Annotated in this window: 19 protein-coding genes, 2 tRNA genes and 1 other RNA gene; 11 read left to right on the top strand and 11 right to left on the bottom strand. The window is 69.2% G+C overall.

Going from position 1 to position 17,241, the window contains the following annotated elements; all coding sequences use genetic code 11:
• Window positions 1-108 precede the first annotated feature (108 nt).
• The 3 genes from ACT9AS_RS06395 to ACT9AS_RS06385 all read right to left on the bottom strand — a co-directional run bounded on the left by ACT9AS_RS06395 (window position 109) and on the right by ACT9AS_RS06385 (window position 2,092).
• Window positions 109-1,089, bottom strand: coding sequence for a beta-ketoacyl-ACP synthase 3 (locus tag ACT9AS_RS06395; RefSeq protein ID WP_445099289.1), 981 nt, complete (start codon window positions 1,087-1,089; stop codon window positions 109-111).
• Window positions 1,090-1,307: 218 nt separating this feature from the next.
• Entirely contained in the window at window positions 1,308-1,502 is a 195-nt protein-coding gene (gene rpmF / locus ACT9AS_RS06390) for a 50S ribosomal protein L32 (RefSeq protein WP_215219914.1), read from the bottom strand.
• A 53-nt stretch (window positions 1,503-1,555) separates the two neighbouring features.
• Entirely contained in the window at window positions 1,556-2,092 is a 537-nt protein-coding gene (locus tag ACT9AS_RS06385; RefSeq protein ID WP_445099288.1) for a YceD family protein, read from the bottom strand.
• A gap of 169 nt (window positions 2,093-2,261) precedes the next feature.
• Here ACT9AS_RS06385 and ACT9AS_RS06380 point away from each other — a divergent pair, with 169 nt between their 5' ends.
• Together ACT9AS_RS06380 and ACT9AS_RS06375 are read left to right on the top strand one after the other, a co-directional pair.
• Window positions 2,262-2,636 (top strand): hypothetical protein, encoded by a 375-nt coding sequence (locus ACT9AS_RS06380; protein WP_445099287.1) that lies wholly within the window; start codon window positions 2,262-2,264, stop codon window positions 2,634-2,636.
• A 4-nt stretch (window positions 2,637-2,640) separates the two neighbouring features.
• Window positions 2,641-3,219 carry a Maf family nucleotide pyrophosphatase gene (locus ACT9AS_RS06375; RefSeq protein ID WP_445099286.1) on the top strand — a complete coding sequence of 193 codons (579 nt, stop codon included), beginning with the start codon at window positions 2,641-2,643 and terminating at the stop codon, window positions 3,217-3,219.
• 12 nt (window positions 3,220-3,231) lie between these two features.
• Here ACT9AS_RS06375 and ACT9AS_RS06370 read toward each other — a convergent pair whose 3' ends face one another.
• The gene (locus tag ACT9AS_RS06370) at window positions 3,232-5,106 is read right to left on the bottom strand and encodes a glycosyltransferase family 39 protein (protein WP_445099778.1); all 1,875 of its coding nucleotides are present in this window, start codon (window positions 5,104-5,106) and stop codon (window positions 3,232-3,234) included.
• A gap of 167 nt (window positions 5,107-5,273) precedes the next feature.
• On the opposite strand from ACT9AS_RS06370, the gene ACT9AS_RS06365 reads away from it, so the two are divergent.
• The 4 genes from ACT9AS_RS06365 to ACT9AS_RS06350 are packed head-to-tail and all read left to right on the top strand — an operon-like array spanning window position 5,274 to window position 9,706.
• A complete protein-coding gene (locus tag ACT9AS_RS06365) occupies window positions 5,274-6,233 on the top strand; it encodes an AAA family ATPase (RefSeq protein WP_445099285.1) in 960 nt (319 codons plus the stop codon).
• Entirely contained in the window at window positions 6,233-7,198 is a 966-nt protein-coding gene (locus tag ACT9AS_RS06360) for a DUF58 domain-containing protein (protein WP_445099284.1), read from the top strand. The genes ACT9AS_RS06365 and ACT9AS_RS06360 overlap by 1 nt, the downstream gene beginning before the upstream one ends.
• Window positions 7,191-9,182, top strand: coding sequence for a transglutaminaseTgpA domain-containing protein (locus ACT9AS_RS06355; RefSeq protein ID WP_445099283.1), 1,992 nt, complete (start codon window positions 7,191-7,193; stop codon window positions 9,180-9,182). Before ACT9AS_RS06360 ends, ACT9AS_RS06355 begins: the two co-directional genes overlap by 8 nt.
• Before the next feature lie 26 nt (window positions 9,183-9,208).
• A complete protein-coding gene (locus tag ACT9AS_RS06350; RefSeq protein ID WP_445099282.1) occupies window positions 9,209-9,706 on the top strand; it encodes a Slp family lipoprotein in 498 nt (165 codons plus the stop codon).
• 63 nt (window positions 9,707-9,769) lie between these two features.
• Here the strand turns inward: ACT9AS_RS06350 and ACT9AS_RS06345 are convergent, their stop codons facing one another.
• From ACT9AS_RS06345 to dnaX, 4 genes are all read right to left on the bottom strand, one after another.
• Window positions 9,770-10,120 carry an HIT domain-containing protein gene (locus ACT9AS_RS06345; RefSeq protein WP_445099281.1) on the bottom strand — a complete coding sequence of 117 codons (351 nt, stop codon included), beginning with the start codon at window positions 10,118-10,120 and terminating at the stop codon, window positions 9,770-9,772.
• Between the two features lie 108 nt (window positions 10,121-10,228).
• Entirely contained in the window at window positions 10,229-10,825 is a 597-nt protein-coding gene (gene recR / locus ACT9AS_RS06340; protein WP_445099280.1) for a recombination mediator RecR, read from the bottom strand.
• A 16-nt stretch (window positions 10,826-10,841) separates the two neighbouring features.
• Window positions 10,842-11,162 carry a YbaB/EbfC family nucleoid-associated protein gene (locus ACT9AS_RS06335; RefSeq protein WP_445099279.1) on the bottom strand — a complete coding sequence of 107 codons (321 nt, stop codon included), beginning with the start codon at window positions 11,160-11,162 and terminating at the stop codon, window positions 10,842-10,844.
• A gap of 105 nt (window positions 11,163-11,267) precedes the next feature.
• Window positions 11,268-13,064: a DNA polymerase III subunit gamma/tau gene (dnaX, locus tag ACT9AS_RS06330; RefSeq protein ID WP_445099278.1), complete on the bottom strand. Its 1,797-nt coding sequence runs from the start codon at window positions 13,062-13,064 to the stop codon at window positions 11,268-11,270.
• Window positions 13,065-13,272: 208 nt separating this feature from the next.
• Between dnaX and ACT9AS_RS06325 the strand changes: the two genes are divergently transcribed.
• A tRNA-Ser gene (locus ACT9AS_RS06325) sits at window positions 13,273-13,365 on the top strand.
• Between the two features lie 48 nt (window positions 13,366-13,413).
• Window positions 13,414-13,510, top strand: an RNA gene (gene ffs, locus ACT9AS_RS06320) — signal recognition particle sRNA small type.
• On the opposite strand, the gene ACT9AS_RS06315 is transcribed toward ffs, so the two are convergent.
• Window positions 13,497-14,285: an MBL fold metallo-hydrolase gene (locus tag ACT9AS_RS06315; protein ID WP_445099277.1), complete on the bottom strand. Its 789-nt coding sequence runs from the start codon at window positions 14,283-14,285 to the stop codon at window positions 13,497-13,499. The two genes, ffs and ACT9AS_RS06315, sit on opposite strands and share 14 nt — an antisense overlap.
• 1 nt (window position 14,286) lies before the next feature.
• Window positions 14,287-15,036, bottom strand: coding sequence for a 3-deoxy-D-manno-octulosonic acid kinase (locus tag ACT9AS_RS06310; protein WP_445099276.1), 750 nt, complete (start codon window positions 15,034-15,036; stop codon window positions 14,287-14,289).
• Window positions 15,037-15,091: 55 nt separating this feature from the next.
• Here ACT9AS_RS06310 and ACT9AS_RS06305 point away from each other — a divergent pair, with 55 nt between their 5' ends.
• Window positions 15,092-16,135, top strand: coding sequence for a glycosyltransferase family 9 protein (locus tag ACT9AS_RS06305; RefSeq protein ID WP_445099777.1), 1,044 nt, complete (start codon window positions 15,092-15,094; stop codon window positions 16,133-16,135).
• A gap of 45 nt (window positions 16,136-16,180) precedes the next feature.
• Window positions 16,181-16,501: a hypothetical protein gene (locus tag ACT9AS_RS06300; RefSeq protein WP_445099275.1), complete on the top strand. Its 321-nt coding sequence runs from the start codon at window positions 16,181-16,183 to the stop codon at window positions 16,499-16,501.
• Between the two features lie 16 nt (window positions 16,502-16,517).
• Here ACT9AS_RS06300 and ACT9AS_RS06295 read toward each other — a convergent pair whose 3' ends face one another.
• Window positions 16,518-16,925: a DUF6165 family protein gene (locus ACT9AS_RS06295; RefSeq protein WP_445099274.1), complete on the bottom strand. Its 408-nt coding sequence runs from the start codon at window positions 16,923-16,925 to the stop codon at window positions 16,518-16,520.
• 101 nt (window positions 16,926-17,026) lie between these two features.
• Between ACT9AS_RS06295 and ACT9AS_RS06290 the strand changes: the two genes are divergently transcribed.
• A tRNA-Ser gene (locus ACT9AS_RS06290) sits at window positions 17,027-17,117 on the top strand.
• The last annotated feature ends 124 nt before the right edge of the window (window positions 17,118-17,241 follow it).

Here is a 17,241-nt window from a genome sequence, read left to right as displayed (position 1 = left end):
GTCGGTGTGTTGTGGATCGCTCACACGACGGCCCCTGCGGAAAGAACGCGCCATGATACGAGCGATCGCACCGACCCGTCTGTACCACGGCGTACAGTTTGCGCGGGATCAGTAGCGCAGCAGCGCCGAACCCCAGGTGAAACCGCCACCAAACGCCTCCAGCAGCACCAGTTGCCCGCGCTGCATGCGCCCGGAGCGAACGGCCTCGTCCAGCGCCAGCGGAACCGACCCGGACGACGTGTTGCCGTGCTTGTCGACGGTGACGATGACCCGCTCCATCGGCATGTCCAGCCGCTTGGCGGTGGCCTCGATGATGCGCAGGTTGGCCTGGTGCGGGATCAGCCAGTCGATGTCGTGGCGGTCCAGCCCGTTGGCCTCGAGCGTCTCATCGACCAGTGCGTCCAGCGCCTTCACCGCGTGCTTGAACACGTCGTTGCCGGTCATCAGCACCTTGACGCCGGCGTTGTGTTCCCCGGGCTTGAAACCGACCGAGACGCCGACCGGGTTCCACAGCAGCTCCTTCTTGCCGCCATCGGCGTGCAGGTGGGTGCTGAGGATGCCGGCTTCACTGTCGGCCTTGAGCACGACCGCACCGGCGCCATCGCCGAACAGCACGCAGGTGGAACGGTCGTTCCAGTCGAGCATCCGGGTCAGGGTCTCGGCGCCGACCACCAGTACGGTCTTCGCCGCGCCGCTGCGGATGAACTTGTCGGCCACGGTCAACGCGTAGATGAAACCGGAACACGCGGCGTTGACGTCGAATGCAGGGCAGCCGTTGGCACCGAGGCGATGCTGCAACAGGCAGGCCGTCGACGGGAAGATCAGGTCGGGGGTGGTGGTGCCGAGCACGATCAGGTCAAGCTCGGACGCCTCGACACCGGCCGCTTCCATCGCGCGCATCGCGGCGTGGTAGGCCAGGTCGCCGGTGGTCTCGCCTTCGGCGGCGACGTGGCGTTCACGGATGCCGGTGCGCGAGGCGATCCACTCGTCGGTGGTATCGACGATCTTCGACAGGTCGTCGTTGGTCAGCACTTTCTCCGGCAAGTAGCTGCCGGTACCCGCGATGCGGGAAAAAATGGGATCGGTCATTGCGGCTCCGCGGCGAAAGGGCTGGTTCACGAGGGCTGTTCACGAACGCCCGCGCGCTGGCGATGAGGCTCCCCGCAGCCGGCCGGACGAACAACGCCATGCCACCACGAGCCGGACCGGGCCGGCCCGGCAAACGCCCGGGCTGGCCTGGTAAACCATTCAGCCCGACGTGACCACCGCGGTGCGGGAGCGCCCGCGAACCCGCGGGCGCATCGAGCTTACTCTTCGTCGGCGATCTTCGACTGGGTGTCGATCACCTTCTTGCCACGGTAGTAACCGTCGGCGGTGACGTGGTGGCGGATGTGGGTCTCGCCGGTGGTCGGATCGGTCGCCAGCTGCTTGCTGGACAGCGAGTCGTGGGCGCGACGCATGCCACGCTTGGACGGGGAAACGCGGGACTTCTGGACAGCCATGGTCTTACTCCAGGGAAAACCTTGAAAACTTCAGTCGATGGACCGGCGAAAAACTACTTCGACGAATCCGGTTTGTTCTTCAATGCCGACAGCGCCGCGAACGGGTTGGCACGCTCCAGTTCGGTCTCTTCGGCGGGCCAGTCACGCTCCATCGCCTCGGTGCCGGGCTTCACCGGAATCACCGGGAGCGCGAGGATCAACTCGTCCTCCACCAGCTCGACCGGCTTCAGCATGCCGTCCTCGGGCACCAGCAGCGCCTCGTAGCCCGGGGGCAACGCGGCCTCGTCGGCTTCGTCGCGGATCAGGCCAAGCCGCTGCTCGATCGCCACCGGGAACAGGAAGCGCTCGAGGCTGCGCTGGCACAGCAGCGGCAACTCCGTCTCGACCCGCAACTCGACGAATGGAACCTTCAGTTCGTCGGTGCCGAAGTCGAGCGAATACGCCACCTCGCCATCGTCATCGACCAGGCTGTCGCGCAACCTCGTCAACGCCGACAGAGGCACCCGCCCCGCCACGCCACGTCGCGCCGCGACCATGCGTGAGGCATCCAGGACTTCGGGTACCGGCACTTTGGGCGCGTCAGCGGACATAAGCCGCGGAATGTTAAGGATGACGGGGACACCTGTCAAACCTCCGACCCCCCGCCACAAGCCGCTCCGGAGCGGTGCGCACGGGGATTGTACGCCGCCGGACCCGCCGGTTTGCCCCTGCCCCCGCGTGCGCGGCACACTGGATCCTCGATTCCCGCTTGTTGGCGCCGTGAACGTATCCCTACTGACAGTGCTCGGCCTCGCCCTGGTCGTGGCAATACTCCTGTTCATCATCGTGGCTGCGCGGCGCCGGGCCAGCCGTCGCCATCGCGAAATCCGGCAACTGCTGGATGCCGCGGACGCACTGGAAGCACGCCTGCGCACCGCGCGATCTGAAATCGAGGCAGTCGCCGGCGACCATATCGACGACCCGGTCCATGACGCATTGCGCGAGATGCTGCGCCAGCGCCTGTGGCTGCGGGAACACGGCGACACCGCCAGCGTCGATGAGCTGCAGCAGGTTCGCGGCTCGATCGTCGACGCACGCAGCCGGATCGAGCAGCAACTGGACCGCATCGAGCGCGCCCGCGTGCCCGTGGTCTGAATTGATGGCGCAACCACGGCTGATCCTCGCATCCACCTCGCCCTATCGCCGCGAACTGCTGGCGCGACTGGGACTGCCGTTCGAGACCCTCCGCCCCGGAACCGACGAGGCCGCCCTGCCCGGCGAAACACCGACCGGGCTGGTCCGGCGCCTCGCCATCGCCAAGGCCACGGACATAGCCGACCGCCATCGCGACGCGTGGGTGATCGGGTCCGACCAAGTGGCCGAACTGGACGGACACCCCCTGGGCAAGCCCGGTGACCGCGACGGTGCGGTCGCGCAGCTCCAGGCGATGTCGGGCCGCACGATCGCATTCCGCACCGGGCTGGCGCTGTGCCGTGGCCGGCACTGCCTGACTGCGGTCGACACCACCATGGTGCGGTTCCGTCCGCTGTCGGCCGGGGAAATCACGCGCTATGTCGATGCCGAGCAGCCCTTCGACTGCGCCGGCAGCTTCAAATGCGAAGGCCTTGGCATCAGCCTGTTCGAGGCGATCGAAAGCCGTGACCCGACCGCCCTGGTCGGCCTGCCGTTGATCGAAACCGCCCGCCTGCTGCGCGAGGCGGGCTTCGCGGTGCCCTGACGCGCCCGACCGTCAGCGGATCTCGACCGGCTGCTCCGGCCAGACTTCCACGCTGCCGTCGCTGCCATGCAACCGCAGCCCGAGCCAGTGGCGGCCGGGCGTAACCGAAGTGGCGTCGACGCTCGCCCTGAAACCCACCCGTGGCTGGTTGGGGTCGTTCGCAAGTTGCCAGTAGCGCGCGACCCCGGGATTTTCCAGCCCGTACTGCGCCTGCGCGACCGGGACACCATCGAGCGTCACCTCGACCCGGTCCAGCCCCACCCCGTTCCTGAAGGCCCAGCCCGCAACCTCGAAGCTGGAGCCAACCGTCGCCGCACTGACGGGCGTGTCGATCCACGCCATCGCTGGCGTGGTGCAGGTCGCACCAACCGACGCATCCGCCCCACCTTCCAGCTTGAACAGCAGGAACCTCTGGTGTCCATGGTCGACATTGACCACCCGCGGCGGCGGCAGCGGCCCGACCATTCCGCACAGGTCGTGGTAGCGCTGCAGCAGCGATTTGTAGGGCACGTCGGTCGCACCGACCACCAGCAACACCGGCGCATCACCCCACCCGGCGCGACCGGATGACTGCAGGCCCCACAACCGCAGTTGCGGCGCGCGGCCGTGCTTGTGGTTCAGCGGATGGTCGAGCACCTCGATGTGCGGGTTGCCCAGGGCGAAGCCCAGTTCGGCACCGAGCTTGAAGTTGCCCGCGACGATCCGGGTGCCGTCGGGCATCTGCGCGCGGGCAAGGCGCACGGCCTGTTCCAGTTCGTCCCAGCCGGCGAAGTTGGACGGATACCACTTCTCCGCCGCGGTCCGCGCCCGCAGGTCGGGAATGGACACCGCGACGTAATAGCCCAGCATCGCGACCAGCCCGAGGCCCGCCAGCCCCCAGGTCGCCCCGCGCAGCCAGCGCGGCCATGCCGCGAGCACGGCCGGCAGCAACGGCAGCAGCGCGAGGTAGCCCGGCAGTGGCCAGTGGAAACTGACGCGCTCGGTATCGGCGAAGAACCCGAGCCCGAAGAAGCCGAGCACCACCAACCCGCCGAGCAATGCGAAATAACGCGAGGTCGAGGATCCGCTCCGGTTGCCGCGCCAGCTCGCCGAGGCCAACGCCACGAACAGCAGCGGCGTGACCAGCAACGCCTGGATCGCGATGAACCACAGGCCATCGACATGGAACGCCCAGGGGTGGCGGTCGACCAGTTGGAAACGCAGGCCGGCGTCGGAGTTGTCGAAGTTCCACGCCACCAGCGGGGTCCATGCCGCCGCGCCGATCGCGATCGCGGTCCAGACGCGGGCATCGCGCAGCAGTTTCCGGCCGTCCGCGAGCAGTAGCAGGACGACCAGGCCGACCCCGATCACCGCGATGAACCGGTAGTGGCTCAACGCGCCGATGGTCAGCCCGAGCGCGAGTTCCAGCGCGCCGCCGGCCGTCACCTTGCGCAGCAGTCGCGCGCCGGCGTCGACACACAACAGCGTCGCCAACGCCATCGCCGCGTCCGGCAGCGCCAGCAGGCCAAGCGTGCCCGACAGCGGCAACAGCAATGCGAAGCAACCGGCCTGCCAGCCGTAGACCTCGCCGTATTCGCGCGCGGTGATCCGCATCGCCAGCCACGGCACCAGCGCGGCGATCAGCAGGAACGGCAACCGCAGGCCGAGCGCGGTGTCGCCGCCGAGAGTGACGCCGAGCCGCGCCAGCCATGCGGTCAGGCCCGGCAGGTCGGAATACGCGGGTGCCAGGTGCTGCCCTTCGAGCCAGTAGAACGCCTCGTCGACGAACAGCGGCAAGCGTGCGGCCACCAGCAACTTGATCGCGAACACCACCGCGAACAGTCCCCAGAACAACCGGCGTGCATTCGCCGCCTGCGGCTCCGACCACGATGAAGCCGGGCCGGACAACGGTGATCGCGGTGGCGCGACAGGCGACGGGCTTTCCCGCATGGACATGTGACCTCGGTAGACTCGGATGATCGTGGCCGCAGCAGACACCGCGGCATCGCTTGGCTTGACCCGCGATGCCGGCAAGGGTTCCGCAATGTGGCCGGACGGCTTCCTGGAGAATACGAATGGCGGTATCCGCAACCCCGGCTTCGGCGAGCATGCTACCCGACCACCTGCGCGCCGCCCTTGACGGTGCACAGACGCAGGTCAACTCGCTGGTGCTGGGCAAGCCGCACGAGGTTAGGCTGGCATTCGTGGCCCTGTTGTCGGAGGGACACCTGCTGATCGAGGACCTGCCCGGCCTTGGCAAGACCACCCTCGCCCACGCACTCGCCGCGACCCTCGGGCTGCAGTTCCAGCGCGTGCAGTTCACCTCCGACCTGTTGCCGGCGGACATCGTCGGGGTGTCGGTGTTCGACCCGCAGACGCGCCGTTTCGAGTTCCATCCCGGGCCGATATTCACCCAGGTGCTGCTGGCCGACGAGATCAACCGCGCACCACCGCGCACGCAGAGCGCGCTGCTGGAAGCGATGGCCGAACACCAGGTCACCGTCGACGGCAACAGCCACGCGTTGCCGTCGCCGTTCTTCGTGATCGCCACGCAGAACCCGGTCGACCTGTCGGGCACCTATCCGTTGCCGGACTCGCAACTCGACCGCTTCCTGTTGCGGCTCGCGCTGGGCTATCCGGGCGAAGACGCCGAGCGCGGCCTGCTGGCCGGCACCGACCGCCGCAGCCTGATCGCGCAGGCGCGGCCGCTGCTGACCGCCGACGACGTGATCGCGGCACGCGCGGCGGTCACGTCCGTGCATGCCGGCGATACCCTGATCGGCTACGTGCAGGCGTTGTTGACGCGCAGCCGCAAGCATCCGGGCGTGCGGGTGGGGCTGTCGCCGCGCGCGGGGCTGGCGTTGTTGCGGGCCGCGCGGGCCTATGCGTTGCTGCTCGGTCGCGGCCACGTGCGTCCCGACGATGTGCAGGCGCTGTTCACCGCGGTCGCCGCGCATCGGCTGGTCCCCGAGGCCGACGCCGGCAACGATGCGGCGCTGGCCAAGTCGATCCTGCACGCGGTGCCGGTGGACTGATGTTGTCGACCGCCATGCGGCGTCTGCATGACCTGGCGCTGGTGTGGACGCGCCCGCGCGAACCCGAGGCGCTGCCGGCGCGTTTCGACCGCCGACGGGTCTACGTGCTGCCGACCCGGTTCGGGCTGTTCTACGCCGTGTTGCTGCTGGTGATGCTGCTGGGCGCGCTGAACTACAACAACAATCCGGCGCTGCTGCTGGGCTTGCTGCTCGGTGGTGCGGGACTGGCCAGCCTGGTCGCGGCGCAGTTGCAGCTGACCGGGCTGGCGGTGGTCGCGATCGAGGCCGAACCGGTCGCCGCCGGCACCGACCTGTTGTTGCGGGTGCATGCGCACGCCGATGACGGCCGGCGCCGGCGTGGGCTCGCGGTCGGCCTGGAACCGTCGCCGTCACGCGAGGCGGTGCTCAACCTCGAACAGGGCCGTGGCGAAGCCGGGCTGCCGCTGCCGACCGTCGAGCGCGGCTGGCTGGACCTGCCGCGACTCAAGGTCTCGACCACCCGACCGCTGGGCCTCGCGCGGGCCTGGTCGTACGCCTGGTCGCAGGCACCGCTGCTGGTGTACCCGCGCCCCGAAGCCGATGGCCCGCCACTGCCAAGCGGTTCCGGCGACCGGGTACAGAGCCGTTTGCATCCCAGCGGCGACGACGTCCACCACCTGCGCAGTTACCGTCGCGGCGACTCGCGCCGGGCGATCGCATGGAAGCCGTCGGCGCGGCGCGACACCCTGCTGGTACGCGAGTACGAGCAGCCGCTGGGTTCCGACATCGTGCTCGACTGGCATGGCCTCGGGCCGCTGCCGTACGAGGCGAGGATCTCGCGCCTCGCACGCTGGGTGGACGAGGCCGAACGCGATGGCCGCCGCTATCGCCTCGCCCTGCCCGGCCAGCCTTCGATCGGTCCCGGCCAGGGGCCGGTCCACCGCCATGCCTGCCTGCGCGCACTGGCGCTGATGCCGCATGGCTGAGCGCGCACCCGTACCAACGCCGCAACTCGACCCCGGCAGCCGGCGCTGGGCACTGGTCGCCGCCGCGGCCTGCCTGTTGCCGCTGCTGCTGCAGTTGCCGGCGGCGCTGTCGATCACCATCGCGGCAGCGGCGGTACTGGTGGCGGCGCTGTCCTTGCGGCGACCGATGCACGGCCTGCTGCGGGCGGTGTTCGCAGTCGGCCTGCTCGGCACGGTGCTGGTGCTGACCAACTTCGGCATCGGCCGCGACACCGGCTGCGCGGTACTCGCGGCGATGCTGGCGATCAAGCCGGCCGAGACCTCGACCCTGCGCGATGCCCGCAGCCTGATTGGCTTTGCGCTGTTCGCCCCGTTCGGAACCTTCCTGCTCGACCAGGGGCCGCTGGCGCTCGCGCTCGGACTGGTCGGCGCGCTGTTGGGCCTGTGCGCGCTGCAACGCCTGGCCGACCTGGAATCGGGTGATGCGGTGGCGACCGGCGCCGGCCGTCGGTTGGCGGGCATCGGCCGCCTGCTGGCGATCGGGTTGCCGTTGGCGCTGGCCGCGTTCTGGCTGTTCCCGCGCCTGGGTTCGCCGATGTGGGGCGTGCCTGAACGTGCGCTCGGGCGGCCCGGGCTGTCCGGCGAGATGACCCCGGGACAGTGGATCGACCTGATCGCCGACGACACCCCGGCATTGCGGGTGCGCTTCTTCGGCGCGACCCCGCCGACTTCGCAGATGTACTGGCGCGGCCCGGTGATGTGGCAGTACGACGGCCGCAGTTGGACGCGCTCGGACTGGCTGCGCTCACTGCCGCCGGCCGAGGTGCGGCACGGGCCGGCGCGCTGGGATTACGAGGTCGAGATCGAGCCGACCGACCGCCGCCAACTGGTCGCACTCGAACTGCCGCTGGCCGCGCCCGACGGCACCCGGCTCAACCACGACCACGAATTGCTCGCGCCGCGACCGTTAACCTCGCTGACGCGCTGGCGCATGCAATCGTCACCGCCACTGGCCTACGAGGCGCAACTGCGGTCGGTCCTGCGTCGTGCCGCGTTGCAGTTGCCGACCGGCTACAACCCGCGCACCCATGCCCTCGCCCGGCAATGGCGCGCGGAGGCCGGCGACGATGACGCGGCGATCGTGCAGCGCTCGCTGGACTGGATCCGCGGCGAGTTCGCCTACACCCTCGACACCCCGCTGCCCGGCCGCCATGCCGTCGACGAATTCCTGTTCGACCAGCAGGCGGGGTTCTGCGAGCATTACAGCTCGGCCTTCGTGGTGCTGATGCGTGCCGCCGGGATTCCGTCCCGAGTCGTCACCGGTTACGTCGGCGGTTACCGCAACCCGCTCGGCGACTACTGGCTCGTGCGCCGCTCCGACGCGCACGCCTGGGCCGAGGTCTGGCTGGATGGCCGCGGCTGGGTCCGGGTCGACCCCACCGCCGCGGTCGCGCCCGAGCGCATCTACGACACCATCCACGATCGCCTGCCCGGCGCGGACGGCCTGCTGGGCGGCGTGTTCGGCGCCGGCAGCGACTGGTTCAACGCCGGCGACTGGTTGCGGCGCGGCTGGAACAACCTCGTTCTCGGCTTCGACGCCGACCGCCAGGCGCGCATGCTGCGACCGCTCGGCATCGAACGGCTCGACGGCGTGCGGCTGGGCCTGATGTTCGCGCTGGCGGTGCTGCTGGCCCTGCTCTGGATGGCCTGGCTGAGCCGTCGCGGCGAGCGCCAGCCCGATCCGGTGCTGCGCGCCTGGCACGCGCTGGACAAGCGTTATCGTCGGCTGCACCTGGGCCGGGAGCCGTCCGAGAGCGCGCTGGCATGGGCGAAACGCGTCGGCCAGGCCCGGCCCGACCTTGGCACCGAGTTGCAAAGACTCAGCCAACGTTTCAGCGATTGGCGCTACGCTGGGGATCACCCGGGCGCGGCACGGGCCCTGGAAACACGCCAGCTGGTCCGCGCCCTGCGCGCCCACCGGCCACGCAACGGAGAACCTCGATGAAACCCGCCTCGATGAAAGGTGTCCCGATGAAGACCACCCGAATGATTCGATGGGCCGCGCTTGCGTTGGCCCCCGTGTTGCTGGCGGCCTGCGCCACCCAGCCGAAACCGCTGCAGGGCGAGTTCGCGCAGATCAGCCCGCGCGATGCCGCCAGCACCGACCGCGCCGGTGCGATGGTGCGCTGGGGCGGTCGCATCGTGCAGGTCGAGCCGCAATCCAACCGCACCTGCTTCGAGATGATCTCGACCCGGCTCAGTGCCTCCGGCCGTCCGTACTGGGCGACCGACGACGTCGGCGGCCGCTTCATCGCCTGCCGGGATGGCTTCTACGATCCGGCGCTGTTCGAGAAGAACCGCGAAGTGACCTTCACCGGTCGCATCGACGGTTACGAAAGCCGCCGGATCGGCGAGTACGACTACCGCTTCCCGCGGGTCGCCGCCGACGTGGTCTACCTGTGGCCGGTGCGCGAGCGCGTCGACGTCGTGACCCGTCCGGCGCCGTGGCCGTGGTGGGGCTGGTGGTGAGCCAAGACCGCAAAAGAAAACGCCCGGGCTGACCGGGCGTTTTCTTTTGCGGCGGAGCCTGCGTCACTTCGGCGTGCCGAACCGTCCCAGCGGCGCCCCGGCCAGCAGGTGCAGATGGATCTGGAACACCGTCTGGCCGCCGTGCTCGTTGCAGTTCATCACCACCCGGTAGCCGTCCTCGGCGAAGCCTTCGTTCCTGGCGTATTGCGCGGCCGCGTAGGCCAGCCGGCCGACGGTCGCGGCCTGTTCCGGGGCGAGGTCGTTGAGCGTGGCAATCGGCGTCTTCGGCACGAACAGCACGTGCACCGGCGCCTGCGGGGCGATGTCGCGGAACGCGATCAGGTGCTCGTCCTCGTACACGATGTCGGCCGGGATCTCGCGCCGGATGATCTTGTCGAAGATGGTGTCGGTCATAAGCTCTCCGTGGTGGGACGCAGCTGATGTAGGAGCGACGTAAGTCGCGATTTCACTGATATTCGTTTCGCCGTGGAATCGCGACTTACGTCGCTCCTACAGAAACCACTACGGCATTTCGCTGCGGCTGCCGAACGCGTGCGACAGGGTGCCGCGGTCTACGTATTCGAGCTCGCCGCCGAGCGGCACGCCGTGGGTCAGGCGGCTCGGGCGTACCCGGTGCCTGCGGGCCAGCTGTCCGAGGTAATGCGCGGTGGCCTCGCCTTCGACGGTCGGATTGGTCGCGATGATCATCTCCGACACTTCGCCCTCGGCCAGCCGCGCGTCGAGCCGGTCCAGCCCGAGTTCGTTCGGGCCGATGCCGTCGAGGGGGCTCAGCCGGCCCTGCAGCACGTAATACAGGCCGCGGTAGCCGGTGGCCTGCTCGATCGCCAGGCGGTCGACCGGGCTTTCGACCACGCACAGCTGCTGCACATCGCGCGCGGCGCTGGCACAGGTCGCGCAGACCTCGTCCTCGCTGAAGTCGCGGCAGCGGCTGCAATGGCCGACCTTCTCGACCGCAGCCGCCAATGCATCGGCCAGCCGCCGGCCACCATCGCGTTGGCGTTCGAGCACGTGGTAGGCCATGCGCTGGGCGGATTTCTGGCCGACGCCGGGCAGCACCCGGAAGGCTTCGATCAGCTGTTCGAGCAGCGGCGAGGTCATCGGGCGACGGCGCCGGTCAGAACGGCATCTTCATCCCGGGCGGCAACTGCATGCCCGCGGTGGCCGCGCCCATCTTCTCCTGCGAGGCGACGTTGATCTTGTTGACCGCGTCGTTGATCGCCGCGGCGATGAGGTCCTCGGCCATTTCCGGGTCGGCCAGCACGCTGGGGTCGATCCGCACCTTGCGGCACTCCATGCGGCCGGTCATGGTCACGTTGACCATGCCGCCACCTGCGTTGCCGGTGGCCTCGATGTTGGCCAGTTCTTCCTGCGCGCGCTGCACGTTTTCCTGCATCTTCTGCGCTTGCTGCATGAGTTGGGCGATGTTTCCGCGCATGTCGTTTTACTCGTTGGCTGGGACGGAATGGGTGCCGTCTCGGACGACGGCGGCATTGTCATGTGGATGATGGCGATGGGGCCGTGGTTCAAGACCCCGGGTCCGTCACGCGTCGTGGAAGGGACGGATCGAATCCGGCACCACCCGGGCGCCGTGCTGCTGGATCAGGCGCTGCACCTCGGGGTCGTCCATGAACGCCTGCTCGGCGGCGACCTGGCGCTCGTCGCGCACGCGTTCGGTGCGGCGGCGCAGCGATTCGGCGGGGCGATCCGACAGTTCGAACTGGACCCTCGGCGGCGCGCCGAACAGCGGCGCCAAGGCTTGGGCGATCTCGTTGACCAGCGCCGGCTTGTTCAGCAGCTCGTCGCCTTCGGCCAGGGCCAGCGCGAGGGTGCCGTCGCCGCTGCGGATGAAACCCGCATGCTCGGCCAGGACCCGCGCAGGCCCCCTGAGCTCGCAGCGTGTGAGCCAGTCGAGCCAGCCCTCGGCGTCGACGATGGCGCCGTCCGCCAATCCGGGCGCCGGCGCGAGCGACACGCTGTCATCCTGCGGAACCATCCTGTTCTGTTCCGGGAATGCGGTTTCGCGGACGCCCGGTTCGGCCACGCGGTGGCTCGCCGTGGCGGTTGTCGCAACTTCATCCGCCTGCACCGCAATGGCGGGTTCGGCTGGCTCGGCTGAGGCAGTATCGATCGCACCCGTCGAAGCCGGGGCAACGGGCGCCGGATTGTCATTCTCCGCGCGCGCCACCGGAGCCGGACCGGCTGGCGTCGACGCCCCGGACCGTCGCGTGGCGGGCACTGGCCGCGGCTCGCCGCCCTCGCCCGCCGGACGGAACGCCAGCATCCGCAACACGCTCATCTCGAACCCGGCGCGCGGGCTGGGCGCCAGCGGCAGGTCGCGGCGGCCGTGCAATGCCATCTGGTACCACAGTTGCACCAGTTCCGGCCGCAACCGCCCCGCAAGGCCATCGACATCGACCCCGTCGCTTTCGACCGCCGCGGACGGCACCAGCTGCCGCACCTGGATCCGGTGCAGTGCCTCGGTCAACGCCTCCAGCACGCCGCCCCAGTCGGGCGAGAACTCGGCCAGCGCCGCGACCTCGGCCAGCAGCGCCTCGCCATCGCCGTCGGCCAACGCCTCCAGCAGGGCGCCGACGCGGGTGTGGTCGACGCTGCCGAGCATGGTCGCGACCGCGGCGTCGGTCAGCTCGCCACCGGTATAGGCGATCGCCTGGTCCAGCAGCGACAGGCCGTCGCGCAGGCTGCCGTCGGCGGCCTTGCTGAGCTGGCGCACCGCGCCGGGCTCCACCGCGATGCCCTCGGCGTCGAGGATCCTGTTGATCTGTCCGCTGATCTGGGCTTCGTCGAGCCGCTTGAGGTTGAACTGCAGGCAGCGCGACAACACCGTCACCGGCAGCTTCTGCGGATCGGTGGTGGCCAGCAGGAACTTCACGTGTCCCGGCGGCTCCTCCAGGGTCTTCAGCAGCGCATTGAACGCCGCCTTCGACAGCATGTGCACTTCGTCGATCAGGTAGACCTTCATGCGCCCGCGCGACGGCATGTACTGGGCGTTCTCGATCACCTCGCGGACATCGTCGACGCCGGTGTTGGAAGCGGCGTCGATCTCCAGCAGGTCGAGGAAGCGGCCCGCGTCGATGTCCATACACGAGTTGCACTCGCCGCAGGGCTCCGCCGAGGTGCCGCGCTCGCAGTTGAGCGACTTGGCGAAGATCCGCGCGATCGTGGTCTTGCCCACGCCGCGGGTGCCGGTGAACAGGAAGGCGTGGTGGACGCGTCCGCTGTCGAGGGCGTTGGTCAGCGCGCGCACGACGTGCTCCTGCCCGACCAGTTCGGCGAAGCGCCGGGGGCGCCATTTGCGGGCGAGGACGAGGTAGGACATCGGTACCTTTGGGGAGTCCGGCAGGGTCGGCGGCCGCGACGGTTCGCGTCGCGCGGCCGGTTCCGGGGCATTGTGCCATGGCACCCGGCGCGGGCCGCCGGTCCTTCGGCGCGCTTGCTGGCAGGCCCCGCCACCGCTAGACTTTGCGGCCCGCTGCGGCGCGATGCCGTTCGCGGGGGCCTGCGTGTTCAGGCGCCGTGTTCAGTGCGGAGAGGTGTCCGAGTGGTTGAAGGAGCACGCCTGGAAAGTGTGTAAGCGTCTAAACCGCGCTTCGGGGGTTCGAATCCCCCTCTCTCCGCCAGTTCTACCGGCAGGAATGCCGGCAAGTCAGCAAGTCTCTGTGGTGGCCCCGTCGGCCCCTCGCGACGCTAGGTCGAAAACCCCGCCAGGGCCGGAAGGCAGCAACGGTATCGACTGACGCGGGTGCCGAGGTCAGCCGGCGGGGTCATCGCCTTTCCGGGCGTCGTCCGGATGCACCTGCGCGGCGCTGGTGTCGGCCAGTTCGACCCGCTCGCCGCGGCGGCCGATCCGGTAGCCGCGCGCGGCCAGCGCCTCGCCGTCGGCGGCGCTGGCGTAGTGGTAGAGCAGGCAGCGGTCGAGCAGTTCGCGCGGGTATTCGCGCTCCAGGTCATCGATCCCGCTGTGCGACGGGTTGCCGTGCAGCGCGCAGTCGTGGGCGACCAGCTCGCCGGCGTCGGCGAACCGCGCCAGCACTTCCGGAATCGGCCGGGTGTCGCCGGTCCAGACCAGGCTGCCGCGCAGGCGCAGGCCGAATGCGGTGCCGGGCCAGTGGTGCCGCGCCGGGAACACTTCCAGCCGCACGCCGTCATGCCAGAACGCCTCGCCGACCGGGATCACCTGGAACGCATCCCAGAAATTCGCGCCTCCCTCGGCCAGCGCATTGGGGTAGTCGCCGACACGCTGGTGCAGCAAGGGCACCAGCTTGGCCGGCACGTACAGGCGCACCCTGCCGCGCCGCTCTTCATTGAAGTAGCTGCCGACGAACAGCCGCTCGAATCCCCCGACATGGTCGAGGTGGGTGTGGGTGACGAACAGTGCCCGTGGCATTTCGCCGTACTGCGCGAGGTAGGCGGTCAGGCCTTCGCCGCCGCAGTCGATGGTCAGCCATGGCTTGCCATCGCGCTCGACGGTGGCCATCGCCGAGCCCAGCTCGACCGCCGAGGAGTTGCCGACACCGTTCAGCCGCAATGCCCAACCCATGTCAGTAGCCCCGTGCCCAGATGCGGTCGTAGGTGTCGCGAAGGCGTGCGAAATCGCGCTCGACCGCTTCGACCCGGCGCTCGCCGCGCAACTTCAACAGCGAGCGTTTGAGTCGCTTGAGGTTGCGCTCGCGCCAGCCGGTCGCGGGGATATGCATCCGTCCGCGATCCAGGTCGATCACCCAGCCCTGCCCGGTCGTGTCGAACAGCAGGTTGTGCGCGTTGAGGTCGGCATGGTCGAGCCCGGCCCGATGCGCGCGCGCGACCAGCCGGCCTGCCTCTTCCCAAGGCGCACCGTCACCGGCCACGATCGCGCGGTCGGCCAGGGTGCGCACGTCGGGCAGGCGCTCGACCAGGATCGCGGCGCGGTAGTACAGGCCTTCGCGCCGGTAGCAGGCGGCGATCGGCCGCGGCACCGGCACGCCCTTTTCGGCGACGGCGCGGGTCAGGCGGAATTCGGCGAAACTGCGGGTGTGGTCGGCGCCGCGCCACAGGTAACGGTCCCGGTTGAAGCGGGCCACCAGGCCGCCGCGCAGGTAGCGCCGCAACACCGCCTGCCCGAACGGCGCATCCACGAACCACGCGCCACCGCGTCCACCGCTCTCGACCGGACGGGCCTTGCCGTCCCAGTATGCTGGCGAGAACCATTCGGGATCCGCTTGCCGCACCCGCGTCAGGTCGAACAGAATCGCACCGTATCCGCCAGCGTCGCGGAACGGCGTCAATCCCTCAGTGGCGTCATACCCCGTCATCGCCCGGAGTCTAGCAATTACCGCCACGCACGCATCCGCCTCCGCACCCGCCTCGATCTGCCTGCTGCGGCTGTCGGCGCTCGGCGACGTCACCCATGTCGTGCCATTGGTGCGCACGCTGCGGTCGGCATGGCCCGGCACGCGCCTGAGCTGGGTGATCGGCAAGGGCGAGCGACGTTTGCTCGAAGGCCTGCAGGGGGTCGAGCTGATCGAGTACGACAAGAAGTCCGGCCTGCGCGGCATGTTGGAGTTGCGGCGCCGCTTGCGGCAGGACCACGACCTGCCGTTCGACGCGCTGTTGCAGATGCAGGTCGCCGCGCGCGCGAACGTGCTGTCGGCCTTCATCCCGGCGCGGATCCGTGTCGGCTACGACCGCGCGCGCTCGAAGGATGGCCACGGGCTGTTCGTCAACCGGCGCATCCCCGACCGTCCCGGCATCCACGTGCTCGACGCGATCGGCAGCTTCTGCGAGCCGCTGGGCCTGCGCCAGACCGAAGTCGTATGGGACCTGCCGGTTCCGGCGGACGCACGCGAATGGGCCGCCGCGCAATGGCCGGCCGACGGCGTGCCGACGCTGATGGTCTCGCCCTGCTCCAGCCACGTCCGGCGCAACTGGCATGCCGACCGCTACGCCGAAGTGGCCGACCACGCGATCGGTCGCGGCTGGCGGGTGGTGCTGTGCGGCGGTCGCAGCGAACTGGAGCGGCGGACCGGCGACGCGATCATCGCCGCGATGCGTGGCCCGGCGCTGGACCTGATCGGCAAGGACACGCTCAAGCAACTGCCGGCGCTGCTGGAGCGCGCGCAATTGGTCATGACGCCGGACTCCGGTCCGATGCACATCGCCAATGCCATGGGGACCAGGGTGCTGGGGCTGCACGCGGCGAGCAACCCGGCCCGCAGCGGGCCGTATTCGGACCGGCGCTACTGCGTCGACCGCTATGACGACGCCGCGCGAAAGTACCTCGGCAAACCCGCCGCGGACATCGCGTGGGGCACCAAGATCGAGCATGACGGCGTGATGGACCTGGTCAGCGTCGACGACGCCATCGCGGCGTTCGAGCGCTATCGCACCGACCATCCACACGTGGGAGCGTAGGCTGCACGCCACGCTCCGTGATCGACATATTTTCAGGAGGTACCGATGGCAGCCTGGTTCACCGCGGTCGCGCCGTTCCTGCCCGACATCATCCAGATGGCCAAGCCGATCTTCACCCGCAGCAGGGGCGAGGAAAAGGCCCCGGACCTGGTACCGCGACAGATCGCCGAGCTGCAGGACGCGGCCGCACAGAACGCCGAATCGGTGCGGGTGCTCGCCGCGGAAATGCAGCAGACGCTGACCGCGCTGCAGCAGGCGTCCGGCGAACTGGAGCGAAAACTGGAACGCGCCAACCGGCTGTCACTGGTGGCGGCGACGGCCGCCGCGCTGGCGTTCGTGGTCGCCGCCTACGCGCTGGCGACCTAGGCCGCGGCGGGCCTGCTCAGGGCGCGCCCGCGGAGCCGTAATCCTCGTACGACTTTTCCTCGACGTAGGCCGAACCCAGCGCGGCATTGATCTCGCGCTTCAGGCGGGCGCGCTCGTCGTTCTGGAAGTAGACGCTGCGGGCCAGTTTGATGAAGCCCTCGTCGAAGGCCTGGGCCTTCTCCTTGACCCGGATGTCGTCCTCGATGTCCCACAGGCGCTCGTTGACCGCCTTGAGGTCCGCGCGCAGGCGCACGATGTCGGTATTGGCGGCCGGATGCCCCATCCAGGTCTTCTCCAGCGCCGACAGTTCGTTGCGGACATTGGCCAGCTTGGCCGGATCGCTCATGCGCTCGGACTTGATCTGCAGGATCGCGATCTTGTCGAGCAATTCGCCGAAGGACACGGGGACCAGGATTTCCGACATGACGCCGCCATCGAGAAAGAGAGGCGGACAGTGTACCGCCGGCACGAAAGATCTTGTCGCGGCGGCGATCGACCCGTATCATTTCCGGCTCGACTGCACCCGGAGAGGTGGCAGAGCGGTTGAATGTACCTGATTCGAAATCAGGCGTACGTTAATAGCGTACCGGGGGTTCGAATCCCCCCCTCTCCGCCAATGTTCCAGGAAACGGGCTGCTTGCAGCCCTTTTTCTTGGGCGGCCGTAATTGCCGGCCGCCTTCGCCTGATGGGCATGACGCCCTGCCCACCTCCCCTGCCTGCCTTCCGGTGCCTCCATCGA

Source organism: Lysobacter sp. F60174L2 (genome assembly GCF_052547135.1).
Note: the sequence above shows the minus strand (reverse complement) of the source record. Positions and strands in the feature narration are given on the sequence as shown.